Annotated in this window: 21 protein-coding genes; 6 read left to right on the top strand and 15 right to left on the bottom strand. The window is 41.8% G+C overall.

Features of this window, described 5'->3' with window-relative positions; translation table 11 throughout:
- Positions 1-46: 46 nt before the first annotated feature.
- Positions 47-1,654 (bottom strand): GDSL-type esterase/lipase family protein, encoded by a 1,608-nt coding sequence (locus tag FHS10_RS02775; protein ID WP_259087463.1) that lies wholly within the window; start codon positions 1,652-1,654, stop codon positions 47-49.
- Between the two features lie 142 nt (positions 1,655-1,796).
- On the opposite strand from FHS10_RS02775, the gene FHS10_RS02770 reads away from it, so the two are divergent.
- A complete protein-coding gene (locus FHS10_RS02770; RefSeq protein WP_259087456.1) occupies positions 1,797-2,267 on the top strand; it encodes a hypothetical protein in 471 nt (156 codons plus the stop codon).
- Between the two features lie 74 nt (positions 2,268-2,341).
- On the opposite strand, the gene FHS10_RS02765 is transcribed toward FHS10_RS02770, so the two are convergent.
- The 3 genes from FHS10_RS02765 to FHS10_RS02755 all read right to left on the bottom strand — a co-directional run bounded on the left by FHS10_RS02765 (position 2,342) and on the right by FHS10_RS02755 (position 3,921).
- Positions 2,342-2,758 carry a BLUF domain-containing protein gene (locus FHS10_RS02765; protein ID WP_259087454.1) on the bottom strand — a complete coding sequence of 139 codons (417 nt, stop codon included), beginning with the start codon at positions 2,756-2,758 and terminating at the stop codon, positions 2,342-2,344.
- A 132-nt stretch (positions 2,759-2,890) separates the two neighbouring features.
- Positions 2,891-3,652 carry an MBL fold metallo-hydrolase gene (locus FHS10_RS02760; protein ID WP_259087452.1) on the bottom strand — a complete coding sequence of 254 codons (762 nt, stop codon included), beginning with the start codon at positions 3,650-3,652 and terminating at the stop codon, positions 2,891-2,893.
- Entirely contained in the window at positions 3,649-3,921 is a 273-nt protein-coding gene (locus FHS10_RS02755; protein ID WP_259087451.1) for a hypothetical protein, read from the bottom strand. The genes FHS10_RS02760 and FHS10_RS02755 overlap by 4 nt, the downstream gene beginning before the upstream one ends.
- Positions 3,922-4,058: 137 nt before the next feature.
- On the opposite strand from FHS10_RS02755, the gene FHS10_RS02750 reads away from it, so the two are divergent.
- A complete protein-coding gene (locus FHS10_RS02750; RefSeq protein ID WP_259087450.1) occupies positions 4,059-5,117 on the top strand; it encodes a polysaccharide deacetylase family protein in 1,059 nt (352 codons plus the stop codon).
- Positions 5,118-5,337: 220 nt separating this feature from the next.
- On the opposite strand, the gene FHS10_RS02745 is transcribed toward FHS10_RS02750, so the two are convergent.
- The 10 genes from FHS10_RS02745 to spt all read right to left on the bottom strand — a co-directional run bounded on the left by FHS10_RS02745 (position 5,338) and on the right by spt (position 17,712).
- Positions 5,338-5,886 (bottom strand): CAP domain-containing protein, encoded by a 549-nt coding sequence (locus tag FHS10_RS02745; protein WP_259087448.1) that lies wholly within the window; start codon positions 5,884-5,886, stop codon positions 5,338-5,340.
- Between the two features lie 170 nt (positions 5,887-6,056).
- Entirely contained in the window at positions 6,057-6,836 is a 780-nt protein-coding gene (locus FHS10_RS02740; protein WP_259087447.1) for a hypothetical protein, read from the bottom strand.
- 242 nt (positions 6,837-7,078) lie between these two features.
- On the bottom strand, positions 7,079-8,023 hold the full coding sequence (locus tag FHS10_RS02735; RefSeq protein ID WP_259087443.1) for a phosphatase PAP2 family protein: 945 nt from the start codon (positions 8,021-8,023) through the stop codon (positions 7,079-7,081).
- A gap of 1 nt (position 8,024) precedes the next feature.
- Positions 8,025-8,651 (bottom strand): sterol desaturase family protein, encoded by a 627-nt coding sequence (locus FHS10_RS02730; RefSeq protein WP_259087441.1) that lies wholly within the window; start codon positions 8,649-8,651, stop codon positions 8,025-8,027.
- A 200-nt stretch (positions 8,652-8,851) separates the two neighbouring features.
- On the bottom strand, positions 8,852-9,574 hold the full coding sequence (locus FHS10_RS02725) for a CDP-alcohol phosphatidyltransferase family protein (RefSeq protein WP_259087436.1): 723 nt from the start codon (positions 9,572-9,574) through the stop codon (positions 8,852-8,854).
- A 24-nt stretch (positions 9,575-9,598) separates the two neighbouring features.
- The gene (locus tag FHS10_RS02720; protein WP_259087434.1) at positions 9,599-12,151 is read right to left on the bottom strand and encodes a DUF5686 family protein; all 2,553 of its coding nucleotides are present in this window, start codon (positions 12,149-12,151) and stop codon (positions 9,599-9,601) included.
- Positions 12,152-12,767: 616 nt separating this feature from the next.
- Positions 12,768-14,093: an inositol-3-phosphate synthase gene (locus FHS10_RS02715; protein ID WP_259087432.1), complete on the bottom strand. Its 1,326-nt coding sequence runs from the start codon at positions 14,091-14,093 to the stop codon at positions 12,768-12,770.
- A gap of 197 nt (positions 14,094-14,290) precedes the next feature.
- Positions 14,291-15,277, bottom strand: coding sequence for an NAD-dependent epimerase/dehydratase family protein (locus tag FHS10_RS02710; RefSeq protein ID WP_259087430.1), 987 nt, complete (start codon positions 15,275-15,277; stop codon positions 14,291-14,293).
- On the bottom strand, positions 15,274-16,392 hold the full coding sequence (locus tag FHS10_RS02705; protein ID WP_259087428.1) for a GNAT family N-acetyltransferase: 1,119 nt from the start codon (positions 16,390-16,392) through the stop codon (positions 15,274-15,276). The genes FHS10_RS02710 and FHS10_RS02705 overlap by 4 nt, the downstream gene beginning before the upstream one ends.
- Before the next feature lie 114 nt (positions 16,393-16,506).
- Positions 16,507-17,712: a serine palmitoyltransferase gene (gene spt, locus FHS10_RS02700; RefSeq protein ID WP_259087427.1), complete on the bottom strand. Its 1,206-nt coding sequence runs from the start codon at positions 17,710-17,712 to the stop codon at positions 16,507-16,509.
- A 365-nt stretch (positions 17,713-18,077) separates the two neighbouring features.
- On the opposite strand from spt, the gene FHS10_RS02695 reads away from it, so the two are divergent.
- The 4 genes from FHS10_RS02695 to FHS10_RS02680 all read left to right on the top strand — a co-directional run bounded on the left by FHS10_RS02695 (position 18,078) and on the right by FHS10_RS02680 (position 24,926).
- Entirely contained in the window at positions 18,078-19,430 is a 1,353-nt protein-coding gene (locus tag FHS10_RS02695; RefSeq protein ID WP_259087425.1) for a TolC family protein, read from the top strand.
- 81 nt (positions 19,431-19,511) lie between these two features.
- A complete protein-coding gene (locus FHS10_RS02690; protein ID WP_259087424.1) occupies positions 19,512-20,687 on the top strand; it encodes an efflux RND transporter periplasmic adaptor subunit in 1,176 nt (391 codons plus the stop codon).
- Positions 20,688-20,759: 72 nt separating this feature from the next.
- Entirely contained in the window at positions 20,760-23,939 is a 3,180-nt protein-coding gene (locus tag FHS10_RS02685) for an efflux RND transporter permease subunit (RefSeq protein ID WP_259087420.1), read from the top strand.
- Between the two features lie 411 nt (positions 23,940-24,350).
- Positions 24,351-24,926: a hypothetical protein gene (locus tag FHS10_RS02680; RefSeq protein WP_259087412.1), complete on the top strand. Its 576-nt coding sequence runs from the start codon at positions 24,351-24,353 to the stop codon at positions 24,924-24,926.
- A 182-nt stretch (positions 24,927-25,108) separates the two neighbouring features.
- Here FHS10_RS02680 and FHS10_RS02675 read toward each other — a convergent pair whose 3' ends face one another.
- Positions 25,109-26,302 carry a pyridoxal phosphate-dependent aminotransferase gene (locus FHS10_RS02675; protein ID WP_259087410.1) on the bottom strand — a complete coding sequence of 398 codons (1,194 nt, stop codon included), beginning with the start codon at positions 26,300-26,302 and terminating at the stop codon, positions 25,109-25,111.
- Positions 26,303-26,367: the final 65 nt, after the last annotated feature.

The raw sequence follows: 26,367 nt of genomic DNA, 5'->3' as shown, positions 1-26,367 counted from the left end.
CCCTAAAGGGGAGACTTAAAAAATATCTTATGGATGCTTTTTTGAATTACTTTTTTAAAGCCCTCTCCTTTGGAGAGGGTTGGGTGAGGCTCTCCGCAATCGCCTTCTCCACCAGCGGCTCCATGACCCTGTAACCTGCAAGAGTAGGGTGCACACCATCTTTCGCCAAATTTGAAGGCAAGCCGTTGCGTTCATCGGCCATGGCCGAAAAATAATCGAGGTAAACCATCTGGTTCTTCTCTGCAAAGTCTTTGATCATGGCATTCAGTGCCATCACTTTGGGTGCCGGTTGCATGGTTGGTTTCCATGGAAAAGCAAAGGCTGGTAAGGTGGATGATAGCACCACTTTAATGTTAGCCTCCCTTGCCAGTATAGCCATCGATTTAATGTTGCCAAATACATCTTCCAGCTTAATGGGGCCATTGTTTTCGGCAATATCATTGATGCCGGCCAGGATCACTACAACGGCTGGTTTTAAATCAATCACATCATCTCTGAAACGAACCAGCATTTGCGTTGTAGTTTGTCCGCTGATGCCACGGTCGTAATAAGGTTTTCCTTTCCAGAAGTCAGGGTCGGCCCCTAACCAAAAATCGGTTATCGAATCCCCCATATAAACTACCCGCTTTTCGCCGGGAGCAGGTGCTGGTACTTTTTCGTTATCGGCCTGGTAGCGCTTAATATTTGCCCAGTCTTTATGAAAACCGGCCTCCCGGTTTTTATGATTATTTTCATCATCTATCGCCCTTTGTTTGGGCGATTTTATTTTAGGATCGATGGGGGTAAGGAAACCTTCCAGATCAAGCCAGTCGCCAAAGCGTTCCATCCAGGTATCGGTAGGAATATCCTGCCTGCGCGATCCAAAACCGTGGCCTCCTTTGGCGTACACGTGCAGTTCGGCAGGGTGTTTTGCTGCTATCCATTTGCTGTAGATCTCAACACTATGCGGCGCAAGGCCAAGCTCGTCATCGGTAGCGGCGGCCAAAAACATAGGCGGGGCATCAGCGGCGATAGTCGTTTGCAGTTTTTCGGGAAAGAATGGATAGATAGGAGCCACAAAATCTGGCTTATTCGCGGCAGTATAACCATAAGCCGTAGCAGCAGCTAACGTGCCGCCTGCCGAAAAGCCCATAATGCCAACCCGTTGTGGCGATACGCCATATTCGGCGGCGTGCTCACGTACATAGGCTATGGCATTGCGCGCATCGGCAATGCCCAGGTAAACTATTTTGGTTACCTCATCGGTGTAATCTTTTTTAGTTCTCCTTTCGGCAAGTTCTTTTACAGGATCGTCGGTAAAGCTGTGCATTACCCTGTATTTTAATACAAAAGCGGCCACGCCATGCTGGTTAAACCATTTGGCTTCGTCGCTGCCTTCCATGGTAACATTTAAGGTAGTAAAGCTTCCGCCGGGGCAAATGATTACGGCGGTACCGGTAGCAATGGCCGCATCTGGTAAAAAGGCGGTTAGCGTAGGGCGTGTTACATTATAAACCTTTTGTGTATTGTACTGGTTGTTATAGGTTACGCCCTCGCTCCAGTTCCAATCTTCTGATCCGGGTGCGGCACCGGCGTATAGTGGGATTACTTTTTGCTGCGCATTGGCACCAATTGCTAAAAATGCCAATAGGGTTACAATAGAAGTGATTTTCATAAAGGGTGGTTGTGGCGTTAAAAGTAATGCTTAAATGTAAACTGGGTGTATAGTTTCTGTATAAATTGCATTACATTAATCTATTTCACAGGGGTATTAGGTATCTTCAATCTTTCGCAAAGATCTAATCGTTTTTTATTTGATGACTACGCACCAAAGCCTGCTAAAAATATTGCTTCCAGCTATCCTGCCGGCTTTGCTGTTTGGTTGTGGCCGTCACACCAAAACTTTTGTAAGCGATTGTAATGATGATGACTCACCGGTGTACAAACGGGTGGCTTTTACAGAACTGGTCAACCATCTTAAAAAATACGATAGGCAATACGTCGAAGTTACCGGCAAATACGTTGAAGCACCAGAGCAATCCGCACTGTTTAATGACAGCCTCTTTGCTGATCATTCTGTTAAGCAAGCCATTTGGATAGATTTTAACCCCGATTGCCCCTTGTATTTAAAAGGTACTAAAATTGGCTTGTTTCAGTACAACAACGACCAGTTTACGCAGATAAATAATAAATATGTAACTATTAAAGGCCGTGTGGATGCGCATGATACCGGTCATCTCAACCAATATAATGGCGCTATAGAGCGGATTAGTTATATTGATTTGTAGTTGATGATTTTTCCCAAAGCAGAGGTCTCCAAAGGTATCAACAAACAGCAGCACAAAATCAACCTTGGGCTTACTTAATAAGTAAGGTTATTGGTTTGGGCAAATATCCTGAGCATGTTTGTTGTTGTATCGTTGTTGCTACCTAAAAAACTTGGATCTGCCGGATCAAGAAAGCCCTCAAAGGACTGCAGGATTTCGGAATTTACCGATGCAAAAGCCATTGACCAGTCAGGGAAATTTCTTTGGTTTATCACCCCATTCATTAGTTTGATAACATTTTTATGCCTGGTATCTGATTCGATTTTTTTAAAAATCCGGTCTACATTTTCTTTCTCGCCTTCAAGCACCTGTATGAATGTGCCCTGGCTGTAAAGAAGCATTCCTGTTATACTGTGTGCATTATTTTCGGATCGGGCTTTGATTAAAATGTCTAATAATTCTTCGTCATTCATCAGCCTTTTGGCTGTGCTTACATAAACTAAGTACTCCATTTACAGAGGGGGATAGGGGATTATACACAAAAACAATAATTGTGGTAACAACACGCAAACACTTAAAAAGATTTTGCATTTGTGTAATATTTTTGTTAAATAGTATTCCCAAAAGCGCTGAAATAGCGATACTTACATGTTGAGCTCTAATCCGTCGTAAGAAAGGAAGATGCCTGGCGGGAGTTCTTTCGCAATATCCTCATGTTTCCCTAAACGGTGGCTGATGTGGGTAAGGTAGGTGGTTTCGGCCCCAATATCCTTTGCAAAATTGATAGCTTCATTAAGAGTGAAGTGCGAAATGTGGTTTTCCTTTTGCAAGGCATTGATTACCAGTATTTTTGTTCCTTTTATCTTTTGTTTTTCGGTTTCTGATATTGTTTTGGCATCGGTGATGTAGGTGAAATCACTCACTCTAAAACCAAGCACGGGTAACATATAGTGCAAAACTTCAATTGGTATAAGCTTAATCTCGCCAATATTAAAAGGTTCCAACCCTATAGGATGTACATTAACCTGTGGTATTCCGGGATAACCGGTTCCATCAAAAATATAAGGAAACTCGCGTGTGAGTGCTTTGCGTACCCTTGCATCGGCATACACATCAACCGGGCCGCCCTGGAAATAATTAAACGCGCGTATGTCATCCATCCCGGCAATATGATCTTTGTGCTCGTGGGTAAACACAATGGCATCCAAATGTTTTACACCGGCGCGCAACATCTGGTACCTGAAATCGGGTCCCGAATCAATAACAATGGTTTTATCTTCAGCCTCAATTAAAATGGAAGTGCGCAGCCGGTTATCGCGCCTATCGGCAGATGTGCAAACTTCGCAGCCGCAGGCAATAACAGGTACGCCCTGTGATGTTCCGGTTCCTAAAAATGTTATGGTCACAGCTGCAGTTTTGTTTGTTTAATATCCTGCAAAAAGGCAGTCTGCTTATCATCCAGTAGTTTAATATCTACATCAAGGTCGCGTAAAAGTTCAAACAAGGCCAGGATCTTGCTTTCCAGGTTCGAGAAACGGTTTACAATAATGAGGCGGCTGTTAAGTAGCAGGCACGCACCGGTTTTAAAATTGCCTTTTTCATACCTAACCTTGTATCCTGCTGTTTTAAGCAGTATTTCCAGTTTTTCGAGGGTATGGTTAGTGGCCGGTAGCATTATTTCAAAAATAGTAAATTAAGTGTAATTACAGGTTCATTTTTACAAGTAGGCCAGCGCATGTACGTTTTACAAGTATTTGTTTAAATGGTCATATTAGCTATATTTAATAAACCAACTATAAAACCTGTACCATCATGAAAAAGATTCCGCTCCTGTTATTGGGTTTAGCAACTTGGTTAGCCGCGTTTGGGCAGCAAACTAAAACCTACGCCGAAAGATTGGGTTGGCCACAAGGAGCACGTGTAATTATTTTGCATGTTGATGACGCGGGCATGTCGCATGAATCAAATGACGGAGTGGAAAAAGCCCTTGGCGAAGGTGTAGCCACATCAACCAGTGTAATGATGCCTTGTGCCTGGGTGCCGGAGTTTAAACAATACCTGGATAAACACCCCGATACAGATGCAGGCCTGCATTTAACGCTGACATCGGAATGGGAGAGCTACCGTTGGGGGCCGTTAGCAGGGAAAACAGCGGTACCCGGGCTAACAGATAAACAAGGCTGCCTATGGTCATCTGTTGAGGCAGTATATTTCAGGGCTTCGGCCGATGAGGTAGATAAAGAGATCAGGGCGCAACTGGATAGGGCTTTAAGCATGGGTTTTAAGCCAACGCACCTCGATTCGCACATGGGTACCTTATTTGCTAAACCATCTTACCTTGAAAAGTATATCAAGCTGGGGATAGAAAAGAAGATCCCGGTGATGTTCCCGGGCGGTGACGATCTGTTTTATCGCGCCGAAGCAAAAGCGGCTACGATTGCCGAATTGAAGAAACAGGGTAAGTACACCGAGGGTATGGCCATTTCAGAACCTGCTGCACTGGGGCAGGCCAAAGCTACCGGGGAAATGATCTGGAAAGCCGGCTTGCCGGTTTTGGATGACCTGCATAATTCAAGCTACGATTGGCAGATGCCCGATATTGAAAAAAAGACCGATAAGCAAATCCAAAAATGGTATACCGATCATTACATTGAAAGCATTGGTCGCTTATCGCCGGGCTTAACCATGGTGATCATGCATTGCACCAACCCTACACCAAACTTTGATAAAATAACCAATACCGGCAGAAAACGTAAAGGCGATTTGCTGGCCATGACGGATCCCCGATTAAAAGCATTCCTAACACAACGCGGCTTTATATTAACCACCTGGCGGGAAGTAATGGAACGAAGAGTGAAGGCGGGGGAGTAGATGCACAGATTTCAGATGCACAGATTTCAGATGTGCAGATTTCAGATGTGAACAATTTCTATTTCAAGTGTAATCTCATGAATGCTACATGCAACCAAAAAACCAAGTCATGCTGAATTTATTTCAGCACCCCATGTGCTGGGTATACATCAAGTTGCCAACTGCATATCTGAAATCTGTGCATTTGAAATCCGGAATCTGCACATCTGAAATCTGCACATCAATTTTTAATCAGCCTATACTTTCCAGATTTGATGAGCTTTTGCTGCTCGGCGGTAAATGAGGTGCGGCCGCCAAAATCCTGTACCCAGTAGTCGTTGTATTGGGCTACGCCAACTTCTTTAAAGTCGCGGTTCATCAGGTTTTTACAGTGGCCTTCACTTTTAAACCAGCCATCCATCACTTCGGCAATGCTTTGTTGCCCCTGGGCAATGTTTTCGCCTATGGCAAAACTTTTGAATCCTTTAAAAATATAACCAGCTAAAACTATCCTATCCTCCATGCTACGGCCATCCTGGCTGGTATGGCTAAAATAATTGCGTTTGGCCATGTCTTTTGCGTGGCCGATGGCGGCGTCAAATAATTTATTGTTCCAGGTAAGGGGAGGTGCCGGCGGAAAATAGGTGTCGCCACAATTACAGCCTTTGGCCCGGGTTGCGTTGATGCTTGATAAAAACTCGTTTCTAAAATCTGCACTTTGGCCGTAAGTTTTGCCAAATGTAAAAAGTGAAACCAGGATAAACACAGCCTGCACAATTGATCTTTTCATATGTGTATCAGACAACTAAAATATATTTGGGTTTAATGTTTCGGATGAAGGTATTCGATAAATTTATGGTTTGGGTTTCCTGAGCCTGATGCGCCACCTGCTTTTTCTTTTGCGCCGCCAGTAATAGATCATCACTGATACTGCTACAACGGAAAGTGCTATAATAAGTACTACAATGAGACTATGTGCCTTGCCGAAGCGAGCATTCGCCCTCTCCTGAAGTTCGTTTTCAAGCTGGAGGTATATACTTTTTTTTTGGCGATTACCGAATCCTGTTTTTTGATCTTTATCGAATCCTTTTTGGCTACCATGGCCAGTTTATCTATTTCGGCCTGCCGAATACTATCGTCCAGAAATTCGTGCCTTTTTATGGCGATGGCTGCTTTATCGTAGTTATTCATCCGTCGATATAAATTAGCGTAGGCAACCTGTACGGTTGATTCATTTTTGGGATCCTTGTTTTTAACGACGATGTTAAGTGCTTCATTCAAATCGCCCATGGCCAGGGTATAATCCTTAATATCGGTTTTAATAGCCGACAGTTCAATCAATGAGGCTATAATATTGGGGATATCCTTCTTTTGGCGCGATATGGTATTTGATTGCAAAATGAACCATTTCGCCTGCGGATACTTGTGTTGTGAACGGTAAATTTTTGATAAACTATTATAAGAAGTCCGTAAACCAAGGCTATCATTATATGCCGAATATACGTGCAACGCCAGCATGGTGTAATTTAAAGCTTCATTTTGATAATAGCGTCTTAAGTTGCGGTTTGCTACAGTATCGTAATTTAAATACTGAGCAGCAATTTCAGTATATATAGGACCCTTTAATGAATCGTTGGTGAGCTGTAATTTTTGCTTAAGACTATCAAGGTCACCAGCGTATGCTGATGATTTGGTGGTGGCTAAGGCAATGAAGATGAGGCAAGTAAGTAGTCTTTTCATATAGGGGCTATCGAATATAGCAATATATTTGATAATTGATAGTCAAATAATGTGCCTGTTTATCAATCAGGTACGCCAAAAATGAATAAGATGGTTATGTTTTATGTGTTTTTATGCTGTAATGGCACTTTTTAGTAATAATTAGCTGCTAAAATTTATTCAACATTAAGCGCGGGTTTTTTCCACATACCAAGGTGAATAGTAAATAGTACATGATTTTACTCAAAAAACCGTTAATTGTACTAAACAATAACCCGTTCGTAACTGGTAAGCCTTTGCTGTAGCCAGGTTGATTTGCCAAGCAAAAAGTTGAAGAGTGAAATACCCGCGATAGCGCAGATGATGCCCGCCAGTACATCAAGTACATAATGATGACTTGCATAAACCGCAGTAAACCATATACCCAACATCACAACAGCAAAAAATACATTCACAATACCCAGGCGGTTTTTGATACCATAGTATAAAACAATAACCGGGTAAGATGAGTGCAATGATGGCATAGCCGCAAATACATTAGATCCTTTGGCATAAATGGATTTAAAAATGCCGGCGTGGAAGTAGGCATCAAACTTGGCCAAACCCGCAGTATTGCCCTGGGTTAGGGGATGGAATAGTAAACCGTGGTATTGCACATACCAGGGCGGTGCAGCCGGGAAAGTGTAATAAACTACGAAACCCAATAGGTTAACCAATACAAACGTGAGCGAGAACCGCAGAAACTGCCCTTTGTTTTTGAAAAACAGGTAAGCCGCAAATGCAAGCGGTACAGGAATCCAGCACAGGTAAAAAATACCGGCAACTACATCAATAAAAGTAGTGCCGTTAATACGCCAGTACTCGTTTGGTGTTAACAGGCTGCCTTTATAATGAATGCCGAACAGGTGTTTTTCTAAATTATAAATATCGGCAATGTGTACCGGGTTAAAATTATAGTTGGGGAAGGCCTTCATATAATCAAATATGATCCAGTAAACTATAAAAATGGCAAAACCCAGGATAAATTTACGGGTAGGTACTGATAGGTAAAAAAGCACATTGAAGATTAGTACTAACGTCAACTCATCACTTTTATAGCCTATTAAAAGGTAGGAGAGTACCAGGTAAGCTATCGAGATGAGTGAAACAACCAGGATACTTTTGCTATTGATGGCAACGCTGGTATTTGAAGTACTGCTACTATCCACCTTATTTTTTTAAGAAACCTGAACGGAATATTTTATCCCACAGTGGTGAGCTAACGCCATAGCCCCTGTCAGGGTCTTGATAATGGTGTAGCATGTGATGCTGTTTTATTTTCTTAAACAGGCCGCTTTTAAAGTTAAAATGATGCATGGCATAGTGCGATAGATCATAAAACAAATAGCCTAATATAAAGCCTGGGAAAAAGCCAAATACATAGTTTACAGGTAATATGGCCTTAAATAAAAAGAAAAAAGCCGTGGCCAATGGAATGCTCAGTGATGGGGGCAATACCAAACGTTTAGCATCGCTTGGATAATCGTGGTGTACACCGTGCATAATAAAGTGCAGCCTTTTTGCCCATTCCCAGTTTTCATTGGGTTTAAGGTGAAAAACAAACCGGTGCATAATGTACTCTGTGATGGTCCAGATAAAGAGGCCTAAAATGAAAAGCTCAACGTATTTGATAAAATCTATCCCGTTGGTAAAAGCCAGGTAGGTAGAGTAAATGATAACCGGTACAAAAATATACAAAGGCACCGTAAAATGTACCTTTGATAAAACCTCTAAAAAGTTACTTTTAAACATCCTCACAGATTCCTGTGAGTTAGAAATATAATTCTTTTTCGCCATAGCACATATCAGGTTTAAAATGTTTAACGATCTTTCTGCCTGTTATTTAATCTTTTTATTTAAAACTAATTACGGGTAAATATGGGGTTAGCCTGGATTTGCCAGCTATCAACCATTAATTTACGGTTACGAAGATATGATATTTTGGTAAGGGGCTTTTAAGTTTTATGCAATGGGCTGTATGCCAATTGTATTTAAAACTACAAACCTTCTTCTTCTTGTTTTATCAATGCTCTTTTTGCTTCCCTAAGCCTGTTAAAGGCAGTAATGTTGGTAAGCACTGCTAATAAAACCAACGGAAAGGTAAATATCGATATCGGTTCAAAAATGTGGAATTTAATGCCTGGTACAAACAATTTGTAGTTACCGCCAATATATTGGGCAACAATACCGCTTGCCAATGCGCAAACACCAATGGTTACCACACGCTCGGGCCTTTGCATTAAACCACCTTTAACTTCAACTCCTAAACCTTCGGCACGTGCCCTTACATAACTAACCATCATGGAGCCAATCAGCGCTATAAACGCAGCAATCGAGCTTATAAAGTAGTGGTGACCAACCAGGTAGTAACAGATGCCTAAAAACATGATCAGTTCGCTGTAACGGTCAAGCACGGAGTCATACAAAGCACCAAAGGTTGATTTCATGTTACCCAGGCGGGCTACCTGCCCGTCAAGCATATCAAACAACCCGGCAAACAGGATGAGGCCGCCGGCCCAGCCCACGTAACGTAAATCGCCACGGTTGCCTTCTTCGGCACCCAATATAAATATGGCAGCAACACCAACGTTAAGTACAAAGCCGATTGATGTAACCGCGTTTGGGGTTAAACCAACTTTGATCAGAATTTTCACAACCGGATCAATTACGCGGTATATACCCAATTGCAGGTTTGTTCTAAGCGATATTTTCTGTTCCATTTGTAATAGTTTGATGTTACAAAATTAAAAATCAAATTTAATTCTCGTACGGATACCCCAATTTGCTACATTCGGATGATCTAAATAGTTAAACCGCTCTACAAAATCAATCCTGATGAGCTTAAATATGTTTTCGATACCAACGCTTCCTTCCACGTATGGCGTATGACCTAACGTATATGTTACAGGAACGCCGTTGGCGTCAACAGGTAACTGGTATAGAGATGGGTGGATTGATGGATCATTTTTATCACTCAAACCACCATATAACACTTTAAGCGACAATGTTTCGCGCCATTTTAGTCTTTTTAACAAAGGTACTTTATTAAAGAAGAAACCCATAAAGTGTTGATCAATTCTTATACCCTCGTAATGGTCATATACAAACTCCAAAAAGTTCATTAAGTTATAGGAGTCAATATCGTAAGCGTAAGTTTGGTTGGCATGCGGTATACCCAGCAATGGATAAGGCACTGTACCAAACAATTTACCACCATAAACAGCTACATCGGCATAACCTAACTGCGATTCGTAAACGCGTTTATCAATACGGCCATCAAATTTTTGATAGTTATATTCACCGCCAAATACATTCTTTAAACCCGCGGTGTATTGTAGCTGGAAGATAGGGTATTTATTTGGTAATGGGATACGGTAAATTTTGCCCTGGTAAAACTCTTCGTTTGGTGCATAGCGCAGTCCTGCCGATATCTCGGTAGTTGTTAAGTTGTGGATCTGACCATTTAACGGGCTGTTAAAATATAACGAGCCAGCCGGCGATTGTGTCCACTTATTGAAGCCTGCGGTGTAAGAGAAGTGGCTTTCAAACTCGTGCACGTAATCTATCTTGTAGTTATCGTTATACAGGTATTTATCGTTTACACCACGCTTAAATGATAGCAGGAAGTTATCCTCTTCCACAAACTGTAAGCTTGCACCCGGAATTTTGGTATCGCGCTGAAAGCTCGCCCTGATATAATCTTGCGGGAATTTGTAAATTGATTTATTGTTAAGCGAGTAAGTAGCACTTAAAAAACCTTTAAATTTTTCGTCTTTAAAACCGTAGGCCAGGTAAGTTTCAAAATAATAACGTTTGCTTAGTCCGGGAGTAGTACGGCCACCTAACCTCAGTTTAAAACCCTCAACCGGGTTAAAGCTGTAAAATGTATTTGCCGGACCAATTTCAAATTTGTTGAAGCCTTTATAACCTGCCAGTAATATGGTTGCAATATCCACTGTACGTTTAAAAGAGGGCATATCCTTTAAGCTGTCAATATTTTTGTAAACCTTTGATTCGGCCGTTGTTAACGTATCCAAGCGGTTTTTTTGCCAGAACGCGTCGTTACGGTTTTTAGCTTCGTCTGATGATTCTTCTGATTGCTTGGTGTAAGCCGTATCTGGTCTTGGGTTATTTACCACATAATTACCATAGGTAATGGTGCGCATACCAAACAAGCTGCTTTTAGCATCTTTTTTAGTGGCGCCAAAATCGGCAATGGTAGTACTTTTGCTCAGATGATAACGGTTATCGGGGTTTTGTTGAAATTCCAGGTTAACCTGTATCGACCGGATAAAGTTAATATTGATGTGTTTGTTTACCAATAAATCGGCCTTTTGCACGGCGTAGTTGCCATCAAGCGTAACATAAATACGGCCTTCAAACAAAACATCATTGGTGTTACGTGGTGTAAAACTTAACTCAACCAACTTTTGGTTTTTGGCATCGGTAACAGTATCCGTGATGAAAAACTTATAGTAATTAGGCGAGTTATCTGATATCGGGCTTAAAAACTGGCTGGTTATCAGCAATATGTTGTTATCATAAATGTTAACCTTGCTGTAAAGGTGCTTAAAGTATTGTGCCAAACCTGCATTATCCACTGCCGGACCAAAGTTTACATTTTTTTCGCCCAATACAATTTCCCTGTTTTTTTCGGGGTTTTTACGATAGTAGGTTTGCAATAACTTTTCGTTCAAAAAGATAGGTAATATTGATTTACCGGGGATAGATGTACTATCACGGTTATCCAAAATGAACTTATACTTCCTGAAAAATTTACGGTCGCTAAACTGAGTAGAAACGTTGGCGGCGCCAAACATCATTTTATCGTATTCCCTGTACTCTACATAATTATAGGCTTCGGGACGGTTTTTTTCTTTGTTTTCAATAACCTTACGGATCAGCTCAACAGCCGGGTTATCCTTGTTACGATATTTAGGCTTTTTACCTGCCTTAATGTTAACCTCGGTAAGTTGTTGCGCGGCCGGAAAAAGTTTCACGTTAACCACCTGCTCTTTGCCAGGCACAATGCTTAAAAAGGCATCCTTGTAACCTAAAAAAGAAATTTTTATTTGCTTATAAGTTTGATTGGTGGTTGAAATGCGGTATTTGCCATTATTATCGGTAGTGACGCCGGTAGTAGTGCCGGTAAAGCCAACCACAACAAAAGGTAAGGTTTGTTTATTGCCTGCATCAGTCACCGTGCCTGTAATTACGGTTGTTTGAGCAAATAATGAGGTGACAGAAAAAAAGAATATTGAGAAAAATAAACTTTTGTAAAATTTTTTAAAATCCATGTACTTTATGCAATTATGCAAATACAAACTCCTTTTGATTGATAAATAGTAACGGTAACCTAACCAACTAACCCCTTTTTGAATACCGATATTATTAATTATCAGTTCAAAAAATAACAGACCGATCAATCACTTCTACTTATCTTTTCTGCCCGTCTGTTTGGCTCAAAACCTGTTTTAAACCTATTTTAAGCATCTTTCACAACCCTTATATGCAAGTCTGTAACTGCGGTTCAAAGGTAAAAAAAATCCCTACAGACTAATGTGGTCAAAAAGTCAAATATTGTCGACATTCTGTACTGAAACGTCGGGCGGTACAATAAATTACCTTTTGATTATACTATATGTTACATAAAAAATAAAACTATAGTTATTTGTATGCACCTTTTACTATTATTGTTTATGTCAATTACGTAATGGATTGATTGGTAGATGTGATCAAAAGCCTATTCCTTACAAGAGTACTAAAAATTATATACCCCACACACAGCAAAAGTAAGTATTTAACAATTATTAACAGCTTAACTAACAGGTAATATGACCCTGAGGGGGGATAATAAAACAGCCGCATAAAGAAATATCTCCATGCGGCCGTTTTTGTTTTTATAAATGTTGATTATGCCTGGTCGGCAAACATATCATCATAATAATCTAAACCAAGGTGAGTGATCAGGTCTTCGCCCATCAGGTAACGCAGGGTGTTCTCTAACTTGATCAGTTGTTTAAAGATATCATTCTCCGGATGTAAACCTTCGGCAGTTTGCGGCGATTTAAGGTAGAATGATAACCACTCCTGGATGCCGCTCATGCCGGCACGTTTAGCCATATCGCTAAACAGCGCTAAGTCAAGCGCGATAGGGGCGGCCAGTATAGAATCGCGGCAAAGGAAGTTGATCTTGATTTGCATTTTGTAGCCTAACCAGCCAAAAATGTCGATGTTATCCCAGCTTTCTTTGTTATCGCCGTGAGGTGGGTAGTAGTTGATACGGATTTTGTGATAAATGTTACCGTAAAGCTCAGGGTTGTCTTCTGGTTTAAAGATATCTTCCAATACACCTAATTTTGAAACCTCTTTGGTTTTAAAATTATCCGGATCGTCTAACACCAAACCATCGCGGTTACCTAAAATGTTGGTCGAAAACCAGCCATGTACGCCTAATGAACGGGCGGCCAGGCCTGGTGCCAAAACTGTTTTCATTAAAGTTTGACCGGTTTTAAAATCCTTACCAGCAATAGGGGTTTTGGTTAATTTAGATAGCTCGATCAATGCCGGGATATCAACGGTTAGGTTAGGAGCGCCGTTTGAGAAAGGTACACCTAATTTTAAAGCCGCGTAAGCGTATATCATGCTTGGAGCTATCAAGTGATCGTCATCTTTCAAAGCCTGCTCAAAAGCGGCTAATGATTGATGGATAGCCGATGCTTCGTAATAGATCTCGGTTGATCCGCACCATACTAATACCACGCGATCTAAGCCGTTTTTCTCTTTAAAGTTGGTAATATCTTCCATTACCTGTTGCGCCAACTCATAACGGGTACCGGTTTTAACGTGGGTAGCCGTTAAGTTTTTAGCATAATTGCGGTCAAAAGCGGCAGTCATTGGTACAATGGCCTCCAACTCGGTTTTTACCGCGTTAAGCAATGACGTTTCAAGTACTTTGGCGTTCATTGCAGATTCGTAAACGTTATCTGTATAAACATCCCATCCGCCAAAAACAATATCGTTTAATTGGGCTAACGGAGCAAATTCATTGATCTTAGGGTTACGGTTTTCGGTACGTTTACCTAAACGGATGTGCCCCATTTGTGTAAGGGAGCCAATTGGCTGCGAAATGCCTTTTTTTACAGCTTCAACGCCGGCAATAAGCGTAGTAGCTACTGCACCTAAGCCAGGGATCAGTATACCCAGTTTGCCTTCGGCAGGAGAAATTTTACCTTTCATTGTAATTGTTTGTTGTTTTAATTGTTGGGGGTAAAGCCAGTTGACCGGCTTACCTGTTTGCCCTTGCGATAAGCCGCAAAAGATTTTGTTATTTATGTTAATATTTTGATTATCAAGTTACTTAAACGTTTAAGTAACTTGATGTATTTTTATATTTTGTTAATTTTTGCGTTCAATAATGTTTAATTATTTGTGTTTTATAGCCAGTCGTTAGCCCGGTACCATTTAAGTGTTTCTATCAGGCCTGTTTTTAAATTATAGGCGGGATAAAAGCCAAGTTCGGCTTTTGCTTTCTCAATATCAACAGACCAGTTTACGGCCATCAGCTCATTTAGCTTCTCGGTATTGAGTATCGCGGCTTTATTGCTCAAAGAACTCACTTTTTCTGATATTGACGCTATTATTTTTATAAAAATTACAGGCAAATGAAATTTGAACGTTTTTAGGCTCATGGCTTCCTTAGCCAGGTTACCTAACTCGTATTTGCTGTAAAAATTGCCGTCGCTTAAATTATAGTCTGTAACGTTGCTGCTATAAAGCGATTTAATAGCCGCCTTTGCCACATCCTTAACATATATAAAGGTAAGCTTTTGCTCGGCTTTGCCCATGTAGGGTTCTATGCCGCGTACCAGTTGCTTAAAAAATATAAAAATGCCGGTATCGCGCGGGCCATAAATGGCTGTGGGGCGCAATATAGTGTAGCTTAAGTTTTTAACCGTCCTCAGCTGTTCTTCGGCCAGTAGTTTGCTGCGGCCATAAGCGGTAACGGGCTTGGGTTTACTTCGCTCGCTGATGGATCCAACAAGGGTTTTAAGTGGTCCCAGGGCAGCAAGGCTGCTAATGAGTACAAACTTTTTAAGATTAATGCCCGCCTGTACCGCTGCCGAAGCAAGGTTAAGAGTATAGGTGGCGTTAATTTGATCATATTCGGCTTGTGACCTGGCCGCGGTAACACCTGCCGCGTGGATAATATAATCGGGTTTAATATCGGTTAACTGTTGTTTTAAAGCAGGCACATCGCGGTAACTCAAATTTACAAAATGAACATCCAGGTGTTTCAGATGATCTGTTTTGCTTGTTTTACGCACTGCGGCGTATACTTCAAAATTATTATGTAATGCTTCCTCAATAATGTGGAAGCCGGCAAAGCCGCTTGCACCGGTTATTAAAACCCGTTCCCTCATATCGTTTTCTGGTATAACCTATATTTTTTGTACGGATCGCCTTTAATGGCCTCAATGGCCCGGTTCACCATGTCATTGTGTTCTAACGTCCAGCCGGCCTCGGCATGTTTAAATCCTTTGGCTTTGTACTCGCGGATGATGGTGCCATATAAGCAGGCTTCGATACCCATTTTACGATAGCCATCCACAACACCCAAAGCATAAATGCGAATGCTTTGAATTTTCTTTTTGCCAAGCAGTAATTTAAAAATGCCTGTTGGCAATAAACGGCCGCGCTTTATTTTTTGAAAGATCTCGTTGTAGTTAGGTAATGCTAAACCGAAGGCAACTATTTTGCCATCCTGCTCGGCAACCAATGCAAAGTCCGGGTCAAGGATCAGTTTAAGATCTTTGGCCAGGTAATCAAATTCCTCATCCGTTAAAGGTACAAAGCCAGTATTTTGATCCCAGGCCGAGTTATATACCTCGCGCAACTTAATGGTTTCGTCCTTAAAGTTTTTAAGGCTAACCTTACGGATAACTATATTATTTCGTTTCAAACGCTCCTCCAAAGAGTTTAACAGTCTTACCGATTTATCGTCATAAGCCTGCCCATCCCAATGCCAGGCAATAAGGTCAACATCTTTATCCAAACCATAGCTTTCTATTAGCTTAGCATAATAGGGCTTGTTATAAGTTTGCATTAAAAACGGTGGGCTGTCAAAGCCTTGTATCAATAAACCGCAAGGTTCATTGGTGCTAAAGTTTACGGGCCCTAATAGTTTGCCGGTAACGCCTTTATCTTTAAGCCAGCCGGTAACTACATCAAACAATAGGTTTGAAACCTCGGTATCGTCAACACAATCAAAAAAACCAAAAAAACCATCATTCTTTTTATTGTACTCGTTGTGCGCGTTGTTAAGAATAGCTGCTATGCGACCTACTATTTTACCATCGCGGTACGCTAAAAAGGGCTGTACTTTATTGTGCTTATGAAAAGGGTGTTTAGTTAACAGATCGCGCTGGGCTATAAATAGTTCCGGAACGTAGTTTGGGTCGCCCTCATACAAATCATGCGGAAAATCAATAAATGAGGCCAACTCGCTTTTTGAACTAACCGTTACAATTTTTATCATGAGTAGTGTATACTAATTGAATGCCCTTGGGCTATATGAACGTAAAAGTCCGTGTGTATAGGCTTGTTTTGTTAAACAGCAGCCAAATATACACACGGACAATTTATTAGCTTATTATATTTTTTCTTTAACAGAAGTAACGCCTACTTCTTTAAATACCCTGGCCAGTTTTTCAACGGCTTCTTCAATTTGCTCAAAAGTATGCGTTGCCATTAATGAGAAACGCAGCAACGATGAATCTGAAGGAACAGCTGGTGAAACAACCGGGTTAACAAATATACCGGCAGCCTGCAGTTGTTTGGTTACCAGGAAAGTTTTTTCGTTATCGCGTACAAAAATAGGCAATATCGGGCTTTCGGTAGGGCCAAGGTCAAAGCCTTCTTCCAACAAAAGTTTCATGGCATAATTGGTATTATCCCAAAGCTTCTGCATCCTTTCCGGCTCAGATTCCATGATATCAAGCGCTGCAATTACACTACCCACAGATCCCGGGGTCATGCTGGCACTAAACATTAATGAGCGGCCACGGTGTTTAATATAATCAACGGTGTCTTTATCGGCAGCGATAAATCCACCTAACGAAGCCAATGATTTACTAAAGGTACCCATGATCAGATCAACATGCTCGGTAAGGCCAAAATGTGAGGCAGTACCTGCACCTTTATGACCGATAACACCAAGGCTATGCGCGTCATCAATCATGATGTTTGCACCATACTGATCGGCAAGCTTAACAATTTCAGGCAATTTTACAATATCGCCTTCCATACTGAAGATACCATCAACGGCAATAACCTTAACAGCTTCTTCTGGCAATAAAGCCAGTTTGCGCTGCAGGTCGTTCATGTCATTGTGGGCGTATTTTAACACTTTTGAAAATGACAAGCGGCTACCATCAATGATGCAGGCGTGGTCATACTCGTCTAAAATAATATAGTCGTTACGACCGGTGATGCATGAAAGTACGCCCAGGTTTACCTGGTAACCGGTGCTGAATAAAACCGCTGCTTCTTTGCCAACTAAGGTGGCCAGTCTGTTCTCTAACTCAATATGAATATCCAGTGTACCATTTAAAAAGCGCGATCCGGCACAGCCTGTACCGTATTTGTCAATCGCTTTTTTTGAAGCTTCTTTAATTTTGGGGTGGTTGGTAAGGCCTAAGTAGGAGTTAGAGCCAAACATTAATACCCGCTTGTTATCAATTAATACTTCAGTGTCCTGAGCAGACTCAATAGGCCTGAAATAAGGATACAATCCCCTTTCCCGGAGCATATTTGCAACCTGGAACTCGGCGATTTTCCCATGTAGTTTTTTAACCATGTATTAACTCTGCTTTAATTTTTTGTAAAAATACCATGAATAAGCATATAACTTATATGGTGAGTGTAATTTTTTTTAAATAAGCTTACCCCCAATAAAATTTGAGGTAAGGCCATATTAAACCACATGGCAAATTAATTAAAATTTTTATTTATTTGCTATCCCTTATTTTCATTTTTTTGTAAAAAGGCCTAAAACTGACTTTTTAACCATTTTTTTATAAAGTTTAGGTAAAATTCCTGTGGTTAAATTATATTTGGTAATAATAATCACATATTCGCACATCCCCTGTGTAATTGAACTAAAACTATAACACTATTCTTTTGTAGTTTAGCTTGATAAACATTGACATCTATTTCTTCTGTATGAAAAAAACAACGTACTTAACCATCTTCACGATAGTCAATTTAACATTAATTTTACATTCGCGGGTTTTTGCGCAAACCGCCCCCGTTAATGATACCATTACCGGGGCAATAACGCTTAAACAAGCTGTTGAATTTGCTTTGCGTAACCAACCCGCGGTAAGGCAGGCATCTATTGACGAGCAGATCAATGAGCGCGACATCAGGATAGGCTTATCGGGATGGCTGCCACAATTAAGTTCATCGGGCCTTTATAACTACTACTTTAAAGGGCAGCCGCAGGCCGGCGCATCGGGTGCTAATATCCCTTCAAACGCGGGGAGTATCCGAAACCTATCGACCATTGGTTTAACAGCATCGCAGGCTATTTATAATGCCGATGTATTGTTGGCTTCAAAGGCATCTAAATACTCCCGGGCATATTACAAAGAAAACACGTTAAGCAGCCAGATAGATGTAGTATCTGACGTAAGCAAAGCTTTTTTTGATGTGCTGCTATCGCAAAAGCAATTAGATATTACCAATGAGGACATAGTAAGGTTGCAACGCAGTTTAAAGGATGCCACCAACCGTTACCAGGCTGGTGTATCTGATAAAACAGATTATAAACAGGCGACTATCGCTCTCAACAATTCATTAGCTACCCGTAAGGCAACCCAGGAATCGATAAAAAGTAAAATAGCTTATTTAAAGCAAATTATGGGGGTTGGTGGCGGCGGGCCAATAACGCTTGCCTACGATTCAACACGCTATGAGCAGGCGGCATCGATTGATACCAATCAAACTTTAGATGTAAATAACCGCATTGAATACCGTTTACTGCAAACTAATAAGGCGCTTAAAAGCCTAAACATTAATTATTACCTGTATGGCTTTTTGCCCTCAGTATCAGCAGTGGGCAGTTATAATTATGCTTATTTCAGTCACGATTTCAGTAACCTTTACAATAATGCCTATCCTACAGGTTATGTTGGCTTAACATTAAACATCCCTATTTTTCAGGGTACCAAGCGCCTGCAAAACTTAGCCAAGGCAAGGTTGCAGGTTGAACGTGCCGATCTGGATATCATAAACACGCAAAATACCATCAATACCGAATATGTGCAGGCGCTGGCAGGTTATAAAAGTAACTACACCAGTTACAAACTGGTACGCGAAAATGTTGATCTGGCAAAAGATGTATATAAGGTAGTGAGCCTGCAATACCGCGAGGGGGTAAAAACCTACCTTGATGTTATTGTGGCACAATCAGACCTGCGTACTGCGGAGCTGAACTATTATAATGCCCTGTTCCAGCTACTTGCAAGCCGTATTGATTTGCAAAAAGCATTGGGTACATTGCCGGTACAATAAAAATATAACAGGCATCAGCCGGATGCCTGTTAAGTAATAACGTAAACACGAAAAAATCACTATCACGAACAAATCACTATAATGAAAAATAGCTATATATATTGGTTAGCCCCTGCCGCATTATTAACATGGGCATCATGTGGTAAACATCAGCAAAAAGCCGGTGCCCCGCCACCAACTCCGGTTTCTGTAGCCCAGGCCAAAGTTGCCGAAGCTACTTATTATGACAGCTACCAGGGAACGGTTATATCAATTAACACGGTTGAGCTGCGCAGCCAGGTACCGGGTTTTGTAACCGGCATATTTTTTAAGGAAGGCGATGTGGTTGAAAAAGGCAAAGTGCTTTATGAAATTGATAAGCGAAAGTATGAAGCTGCCTATCAGCAGGCACAGGCCAATGTATTAAGCGCCCAGGCCAACCTGGTAAAAGCGCAAAAGGATGTTGATCGCTATAATATGTTATTAAAAAATGACGCTATTGCCCGCCAAACGGTCGATCAGGCTGTGGCGGCTTATGAAACCAATAAAAGCGCGGTTGCAGTTGCTAAAGCGGGGGTGGCATCTGCCGCTACCGATCTTTCTTATGCTACCATCCGGGCTCCGTTTACAGGCAGGATAGGTATTTCGCAGGTGAGGTTGGGTACACAGGTTGCGGCCGGTACTACACTGATGAACACCATATCTGCCGAACACCCTATTGGGGTTGACGTGGTTATTAACGAACAGGACATTAACCGCTTTTATGGCTTTCAAAAGGCAAGCACCGATACAACCTTTAAGTTACAACTGCCAGATGGTACAACCTATAATAAAACAGGTAAAGTATTGGCTATTGACAGGGGCGTGAGCAGCGGGACGGGTAGTATAAAGGTGAGGATCCAGTTCCCTAATGAGGATGATGTTTTAAAAGATGGTATGAGCTGCGTATTGCAGGTACTTAACGGCCAATCGGGCAACAGGGTGCAAATACCAAACAAAGCTGTAACCGAGCAAATGGGCGAGTTTTTTGTTTTTGTTACCCGCGATACTACGGTGAAAGATACTGCCGAAGATAAATCGATCAAAGACAGGCAGGATACCCTGGCAAAACAGGTTAAAGTAAAGCTCGGTCCGCGAGTGAATACCAATATTGTAGTAATTGACGGTATTAAGGCCGGCGATAAGGTGATAACTGATGGCTTTCAGCGTTTGCGCGATGGAGGTAAGGTTACTTTGGGCTCAGGCGCACCTGCACAGGGCGCAGCACCTAAAAAGTAAGTTATTTATTGAATAGAAGAGGTTTAAACAAGTAGCGGGGCAACAATCCCCGGAAACTTAATCATAAGAATAATGATTGCAGATGTTTTTATAAAACGACCGGTTACCGCGATAGTGATCTCATTAGTGATTGTAATTGTTGGTTTACTGGCCATGAGCAGCTTACCTATAGGGCAATACCCGGATATTACCCCGCCAACGGTTTCTGTTACGGGTACCTATACCGGTGCCGACGCGCTGACGGTTGAACAAACCGTGGCAACCCCTGTAGAAGTACAGGTAAACGGCGTACCGGGCATGACCTACCTGCAAAGTAACAGCAGTAGTAACGGCCAAATGAGCATGACCGTAAACTTTGATGTAGGCACCGATATTAATATAGCCGCGCTTGATGTGCAAAACCGTGTAGGTATCGCGTTACCAACCTTACCGCAGGAGGTGCAGCGTTTGGGTATGGTGGTACGTAAGCGTAACCCCAGTATTTTGATGCTGGTAGCCATGTTTTCGCCAAAAGGGAGTCATGATGTAACCTTTACTGATAACTATACCAACGTATTTATAAAGGACGCGATATTGCGTACCAAAGGCGTGGGCGACGTTGTTACCCGTGCCGATGACTTTAGTATGCGTATATGGCTTAACCCCGATAAACTTGCCGCGCTGGGCATGACCGCCGGTGATGTTACCGCGGCACTGGCCGAGCAAAATGCCCAGGTTGCTCCGGGTACGGTGGGTGCCACACCGCAGCAAAAAGCGCAAACCTTTGAATATTCGGTACTGGTTAAAGGGCGTTTAAGCAAGCCCGAGGAATTTGGTAACGTAATTATTAAAACGGTTCCAAGCACCGGGGCTATAGTGCATTTAAAAGATGTTGCCCGTATTGAGTTAGGTAAATTCAATTACTCTGGTAACTCATTTGTTGATGGTAAAAGGGCATCATACCTGCTGGTTTACCAGGCACCAAACAGTAACTCGCTTGAAACTGCCGAGAATGTTTATGCTACCATGAACGAGCTTAAAAAAGCCTTCCCTGCCGATGTTGATTACGTGGTGCCGTTTGAGGCCGTAACAGTAGTTAAGGTTTCGGTAAGCGAAGTGGTTGATACCTTATTGATTGCTTTGGGGCTGGTAATTGTGGTGGTATTTTTATTCCTGCAAAACTGGCGCTCAACACTTATCCCGGTGCTCGCTATCCCGGTATCTATCATTGGTACCTTCATATTTTTTATCCCGCTTAACTTTACCATCAATACACTTACACTTTTTGGTTTTGTGTTAGCGATAGGTATTGTGGTGGATGATGCCATTGTGGTGGTTGAGGCCGTGCAGCATTATATGGATGAGGAGGGAATGACGCCTGTTGAAGCTACCAAGCATGCCATGGCCGATATATCGGCACCGGTAATCGCAATCGCGTTGATCCTTGCGGCGGTGTTTGTACCGGTAGGATTTGTGCCGGGTATAGTAGGCCGGCTTTATCAGCAGTTTGCTATCACCATAGCAATATCGGTATTGATCTCGGCATTTGTGGCTTTATCATTAACACCGGCCTTGTGTACCCTGTTGCTTCGTCCGCATAAAATAGATGATAAATCAAAAGGGCTTAACAAGTTTTTCTTTGTGTTTAACGAGTGGTTCACCAGGGTAACGGGCCGATATAGAAACACGGTTGATAAGGCGATCAAAAACTCCAAGTTTGTGATCATCATATTGGTATGTATCATTATAGGTGCCATTCTTTTATTCAGAAGTAAACCATCCGGATTTATTCCGTTGGAGGATGATGGCAGGGTTTACATTACCTATGATTTGCCCGAGGCTTCATCAACAGTGCGTACGGTTGATGTATTGCACCAGATGATGGCCACTTTGGATAGTGTTCCAGAGATTGCCCACTACGCGGCTTTAGGCGGCTTAAACGCCATCAGCTTTGCAAGTAAGGCTAATAGTGCCACCATGTTTGTGCAGCTTAAACCCTGGGATGAGCGTAAGGACAAATCGCAACAGATCACGGCGTTGGTGGGTAAGCTTACCAAAAAACTGGCCCGCTTTAAGGAGGCCAACGTAATTGTGATTCAACCGCCTGCTATTCCCGGTTTAGGTAGTACCGGCGGTTTCTCGTTCATTTTGGAAGAGAAAGAAGCAGGTGGCGACATTAAAAATTTTGAAAAAGTAATGCGGAATTTTGTAGGCGAAGTAAACAAACGCCCCGAAATTGCCCGTGCATTTACCTTCTTCACCGCAAGTACGCCTGCATACCAGTTAACTATCGACAGGGAGAAGGCCAAAAAATTAGGTGTTTCTATTGCCGATGTAAACAGCGCGCTGCAAACTTACTTAGGTAGCACCTATATTAACGACTTTACCATTTACGGCCGAAACTTTAGGGTGCTTGCCCAGGCCGATACATCGTTCCGTAGTAATATTACCAATATAGGACAGTATTTTGTGCGTAACCAGTTTGGTACCATGGTGCCTTTAAGTACGCTTACTTCTTATAAGGTAATTGAAAATTCACCTCTGATAGCGCACTATAACCTGTTCCGCTCGGCCGAGATAAACGGTAGTACAAAACCGGGCTTTAGCTCTGGTGATGCTATTACGGCCTTGAAAGAAGTAGCTGCCAAAACATTGCCGCAAGGCTTTGGTTACGAATTTTCGGGCCTGAGTCGTGAGGAGTTATTATCGGGCTCAAAAACGGTTTACATATTTGCCCTTTCTATAGGCTTTGTGTTCCTGTTCCTGGCTGCCTTGTATGAAAGCTGGTCGGTTCCGTTCTCGGTACTGTTATCGGTACCGTTGGGGGCATTCGGTGCTATCCTGTTCCTTACCTTTTGGCCCGATCTGACTAACAACGTATACGCGCAGATAGGTTTAATAACGTTGATAGGCTTGGCAGCCAAAAACGCCATCCTGATAGTAGAGTTTGCCAAAGAGCGTGTAGATAGAGGTATGAACCTGGAGAAAGCAACCTTAGAGGCTGTAAGGCTTCGTTTGCGCCCTATCATTATGACGTCTATGGCGTTCATATTAGGCGTTGTGCCGTTGATGATTGCATCAGGTGCCGGCGCCGAAGCACGTAAAACCATTGGGTGGACAGTTTTTGGGGGGATGCTTACCGCTACCTCGCTGGCAATATTTATAGTACCGGTGTTGTATTACATCATCACTAAATTTGCCTACGGTAAAGAGAAGCTTGCCGAAATGGAAAAGAACTACAAACCCGAACCAGGGCATAGCCATGAAGTTTGATCAATATAAATAAAACAAAAAAAGAGAGGCCAAAACCTCTCTTTTTTTGTTTTTGGCAGGCTCCAAAAGAAATTTTTCGAATCTATTTCGACCGGAATTTAGGTTAAATCAAACATTATTCTTGATTTGAATACACTATTGACTACAGATTGATTCTGTTTTTTCGTACATTAATTTCATGTTAAATTAATTTCTTTAACTGGTGCATTGATGCGCTTTTTGAGCAAATTAGTATCTTGATTATCAATATTTAAGCAAAAAATTAATATAACATGGCTGTTATAAAACTGCATGTTTAAACTGTCATGTCAATATCACAAGCATCAAAAAAGGCTACAATGGCAAAGTATTTGTAAAAGGGGTATCAACGCGGCGATAAAAACCGCGGACTGTTTACTAAAAATTACGACTATGAAAACAATGACAAAAATTATAGCAAGTGCTTTTACAGCAGCAGCTATATTTATCGGAACAAATGTTAAAGCACAAACTACCCCGGCAAACGCACTTCGTTTTGGGGTAGGTGTAGAAGGCTTATTGCCGGTTGGCGATTTACATGATGGTTCCAATGTTGGTTTAGGTGGTACCGCCCGTTTACAATATGGTGTTAACAAAAATGTAGCCTTAACGCTTACATCTGGTTATTACAACTTCTTTGGTAAATCACATAGTGAAAGCTTTACCGATGCAACATCAACAACTACAATTACAGTAAAAGGGAGGTCACTTGGTATAGTACCGGTTAAAGCAGGTATTAAGGCTTTTGTTGCCGATGGTTTCTACTTTTCAGGTGAAGCAGGTGCCGGTTTTGAAGTTCACGAGCCAATTGCAGGCGAAGATAAAAGCACTAAGCTGATCCTTGCCCCTGGTTTAGGTTATGCAACCAAATCATGGGATATTGGTGCCCGTTATGAAAACTTCTCTGGTGGCAATAGTGGTAGCTATGGCACAGTAGGTTTACGTATAGCTTACGGTTTCGGTTTATAATATTCCAGATACCAATAATTACAAAGCCCCTCGTCGTTATGATGAGGGGCTTTGTTGTTTTTCTGAACCGTTTTTTTTCTGAACCGGGATTACACAGATTTATCAGATTAACAGGATTTTTGATTTTCAAATTTTCAAATCACCAGATTTTCAAATCATTTGCACATCTGAAATCTGCACATCTAAGAGAGTTTCCCCAACGCTTCCTTAATCCTTCTTACCGCTTCAATCAATTTATCTTCGGCAGCTGCATATGATAAACGGATCGATTTAGGATCGCCAAATGAATCGCCGCCTACAGTTGCTACATGTGCTTCCTCTAACAGGTAGATAGAAAGTTCATCAGCATCGTTATAAGTTTTGCCATTATAGCTTTTACCAAAAAACGAGGTAACATCAGGGAAAAAGTAAAAAGCGCCATCTGGCAGGTTTACTTTAAGTCCTTCAATTTCGCTTAGTAATTTGTAAACAATATCGCGGCGTTTTTTGAACGCGGCTTTCATTTCCAATACACTTTCTAAACCGCCTTCGTAAGCGGCCACACCGGCACGCTGGGTAATAGAGCAGGTACCAGACGTAACCTGGCCTTGCATTTTATCGCAGGCGGTGGCAATCTCTTTGTTTGAGGCGGTATAACCAATTCTCCAACCCGTCATGGCAAATGCTTTTGACCAGCCATTGATGATCACTACACGATCTTTAATATAATCAAACTGCGCTATCGACTCATGTTTATCAACATAATTGATGTGCTCGTAGATCTCGTCGCTTAAAATATATACGTGAGGGTTTTTCTCAAATACTTTAGCCAGGCCTTCTAACTCATCCTTGCTGTAAACACTACCGGTAGGGTTACAAGGTGATGAAAACATAAACAATTTAGTTTTTGGCGTAATGGCCGCTTCTAACTGCGCCGGTGTAATTTTAAAATTTTGCTCCACAGTGGTGTTAATAAAAACGCTTACACCTTCGGCAAGTTTAACCACTTCGCTATATGATACCCAGTAAGGGGTAGGGATAATTACTTCTTCGCCGGGGTTAACTAAACAAAGTACCGCGTTGGCAATAGCCTGCTTAGCCCCTGTAGAAACCACTATCTCGCTAAAATCATAATCAAGTCCGTTTTCATTCTTCAGCTTGGCAACAACAGCTTTACGAAGATCTGGATAGCCTGCTACGGGTGTGTAGTAGGTCATATTTTTATCCATGGCTTGCTTCGCGGCCTCCTTAATGTGTTCGGGAGTATGAAAATCAGGTTCGCCAAAGCTTAAGCTGATCACATCCACGCCTTTTGCGGCAAGTTCACGGCCCAATTTGGCCATTTTAATAGTTGCTGATTCGGACAGGTTATTTATCCGGTTACTTAATGTGCTCATATGAATTGTGTTATCGCGGCAAATATAGAAAATAACTTTACTGCTACTTACGCTTGTTATTTATA

The organism is Mucilaginibacter dorajii (assembly GCF_024808255.1).
Taxonomy (GTDB): Bacteria; Bacteroidota; Bacteroidia; order Sphingobacteriales; family Sphingobacteriaceae; genus Mucilaginibacter; species Mucilaginibacter dorajii.
Note: the sequence above shows the minus strand (reverse complement) of the source record. Positions and strands in the feature narration are given on the sequence as shown.

Bases quoted from the DNA above. Each gene is read 5' to 3' on its own strand.
- FHS10_RS02690 (WP_259087424.1), top strand. From the start codon at position 19,512: ATGAAAAATAGCTATATATATTGGTTAGCCCCTGCCGCATTATTAACA.
- FHS10_RS02680 (WP_259087412.1), top strand. From the start codon at position 24,351: ATGAAAACAATGACAAAAATTATAGCAAGTGCTTTTACAGCAGCAGCT.
- FHS10_RS02720 (WP_259087434.1), bottom strand. From the start codon at position 12,151: ATGGATTTTAAAAAATTTTACAAAAGTTTATTTTTCTCAATATTCTTT.
- FHS10_RS02725 (WP_259087436.1), bottom strand. From the start codon at position 9,574: ATGGAACAGAAAATATCGCTTAGAACAAACCTGCAATTGGGTATATAC.
- FHS10_RS02685 (WP_259087420.1), top strand. From the start codon at position 20,760: ATGATTGCAGATGTTTTTATAAAACGACCGGTTACCGCGATAGTGATC.
- spt (WP_259087427.1), bottom strand. From the start codon at position 17,712: ATGGTTAAAAAACTACATGGGAAAATCGCCGAGTTCCAGGTTGCAAAT.
- FHS10_RS02750 (WP_259087450.1), top strand. From the start codon at position 4,059: ATGAAAAAGATTCCGCTCCTGTTATTGGGTTTAGCAACTTGGTTAGCC.
- FHS10_RS02695 (WP_259087425.1), top strand. From the start codon at position 18,078: ATGAAAAAAACAACGTACTTAACCATCTTCACGATAGTCAATTTAACA.
- FHS10_RS02745 (WP_259087448.1), bottom strand. From the start codon at position 5,886: ATGAAAAGATCAATTGTGCAGGCTGTGTTTATCCTGGTTTCACTTTTT.
- FHS10_RS02765 (WP_259087454.1), bottom strand. From the start codon at position 2,758: ATGGAGTACTTAGTTTATGTAAGCACAGCCAAAAGGCTGATGAATGAC.
- FHS10_RS02770 (WP_259087456.1), top strand. From the start codon at position 1,797: ATGACTACGCACCAAAGCCTGCTAAAAATATTGCTTCCAGCTATCCTG.
- FHS10_RS02755 (WP_259087451.1), bottom strand. From the start codon at position 3,921: ATGCTACCGGCCACTAACCATACCCTCGAAAAACTGGAAATACTGCTT.
- FHS10_RS02715 (WP_259087432.1), bottom strand. From the start codon at position 14,093: ATGAAAGGTAAAATTTCTCCTGCCGAAGGCAAACTGGGTATACTGATC.
- FHS10_RS02775 (WP_259087463.1), bottom strand. From the start codon at position 1,654: ATGAAAATCACTTCTATTGTAACCCTATTGGCATTTTTAGCAATTGGT.
- FHS10_RS02740 (WP_259087447.1), bottom strand. From the start codon at position 6,836: ATGAAAAGACTACTTACTTGCCTCATCTTCATTGCCTTAGCCACCACC.
- FHS10_RS02710 (WP_259087430.1), bottom strand. From the start codon at position 15,277: ATGAGGGAACGGGTTTTAATAACCGGTGCAAGCGGCTTTGCCGGCTTC.
- FHS10_RS02675 (WP_259087410.1), bottom strand. From the start codon at position 26,302: ATGAGCACATTAAGTAACCGGATAAATAACCTGTCCGAATCAGCAACT.
- FHS10_RS02705 (WP_259087428.1), bottom strand. From the start codon at position 16,392: ATGATAAAAATTGTAACGGTTAGTTCAAAAAGCGAGTTGGCCTCATTT.
- FHS10_RS02730 (WP_259087441.1), bottom strand. From the start codon at position 8,651: ATGGCGAAAAAGAATTATATTTCTAACTCACAGGAATCTGTGAGGATG.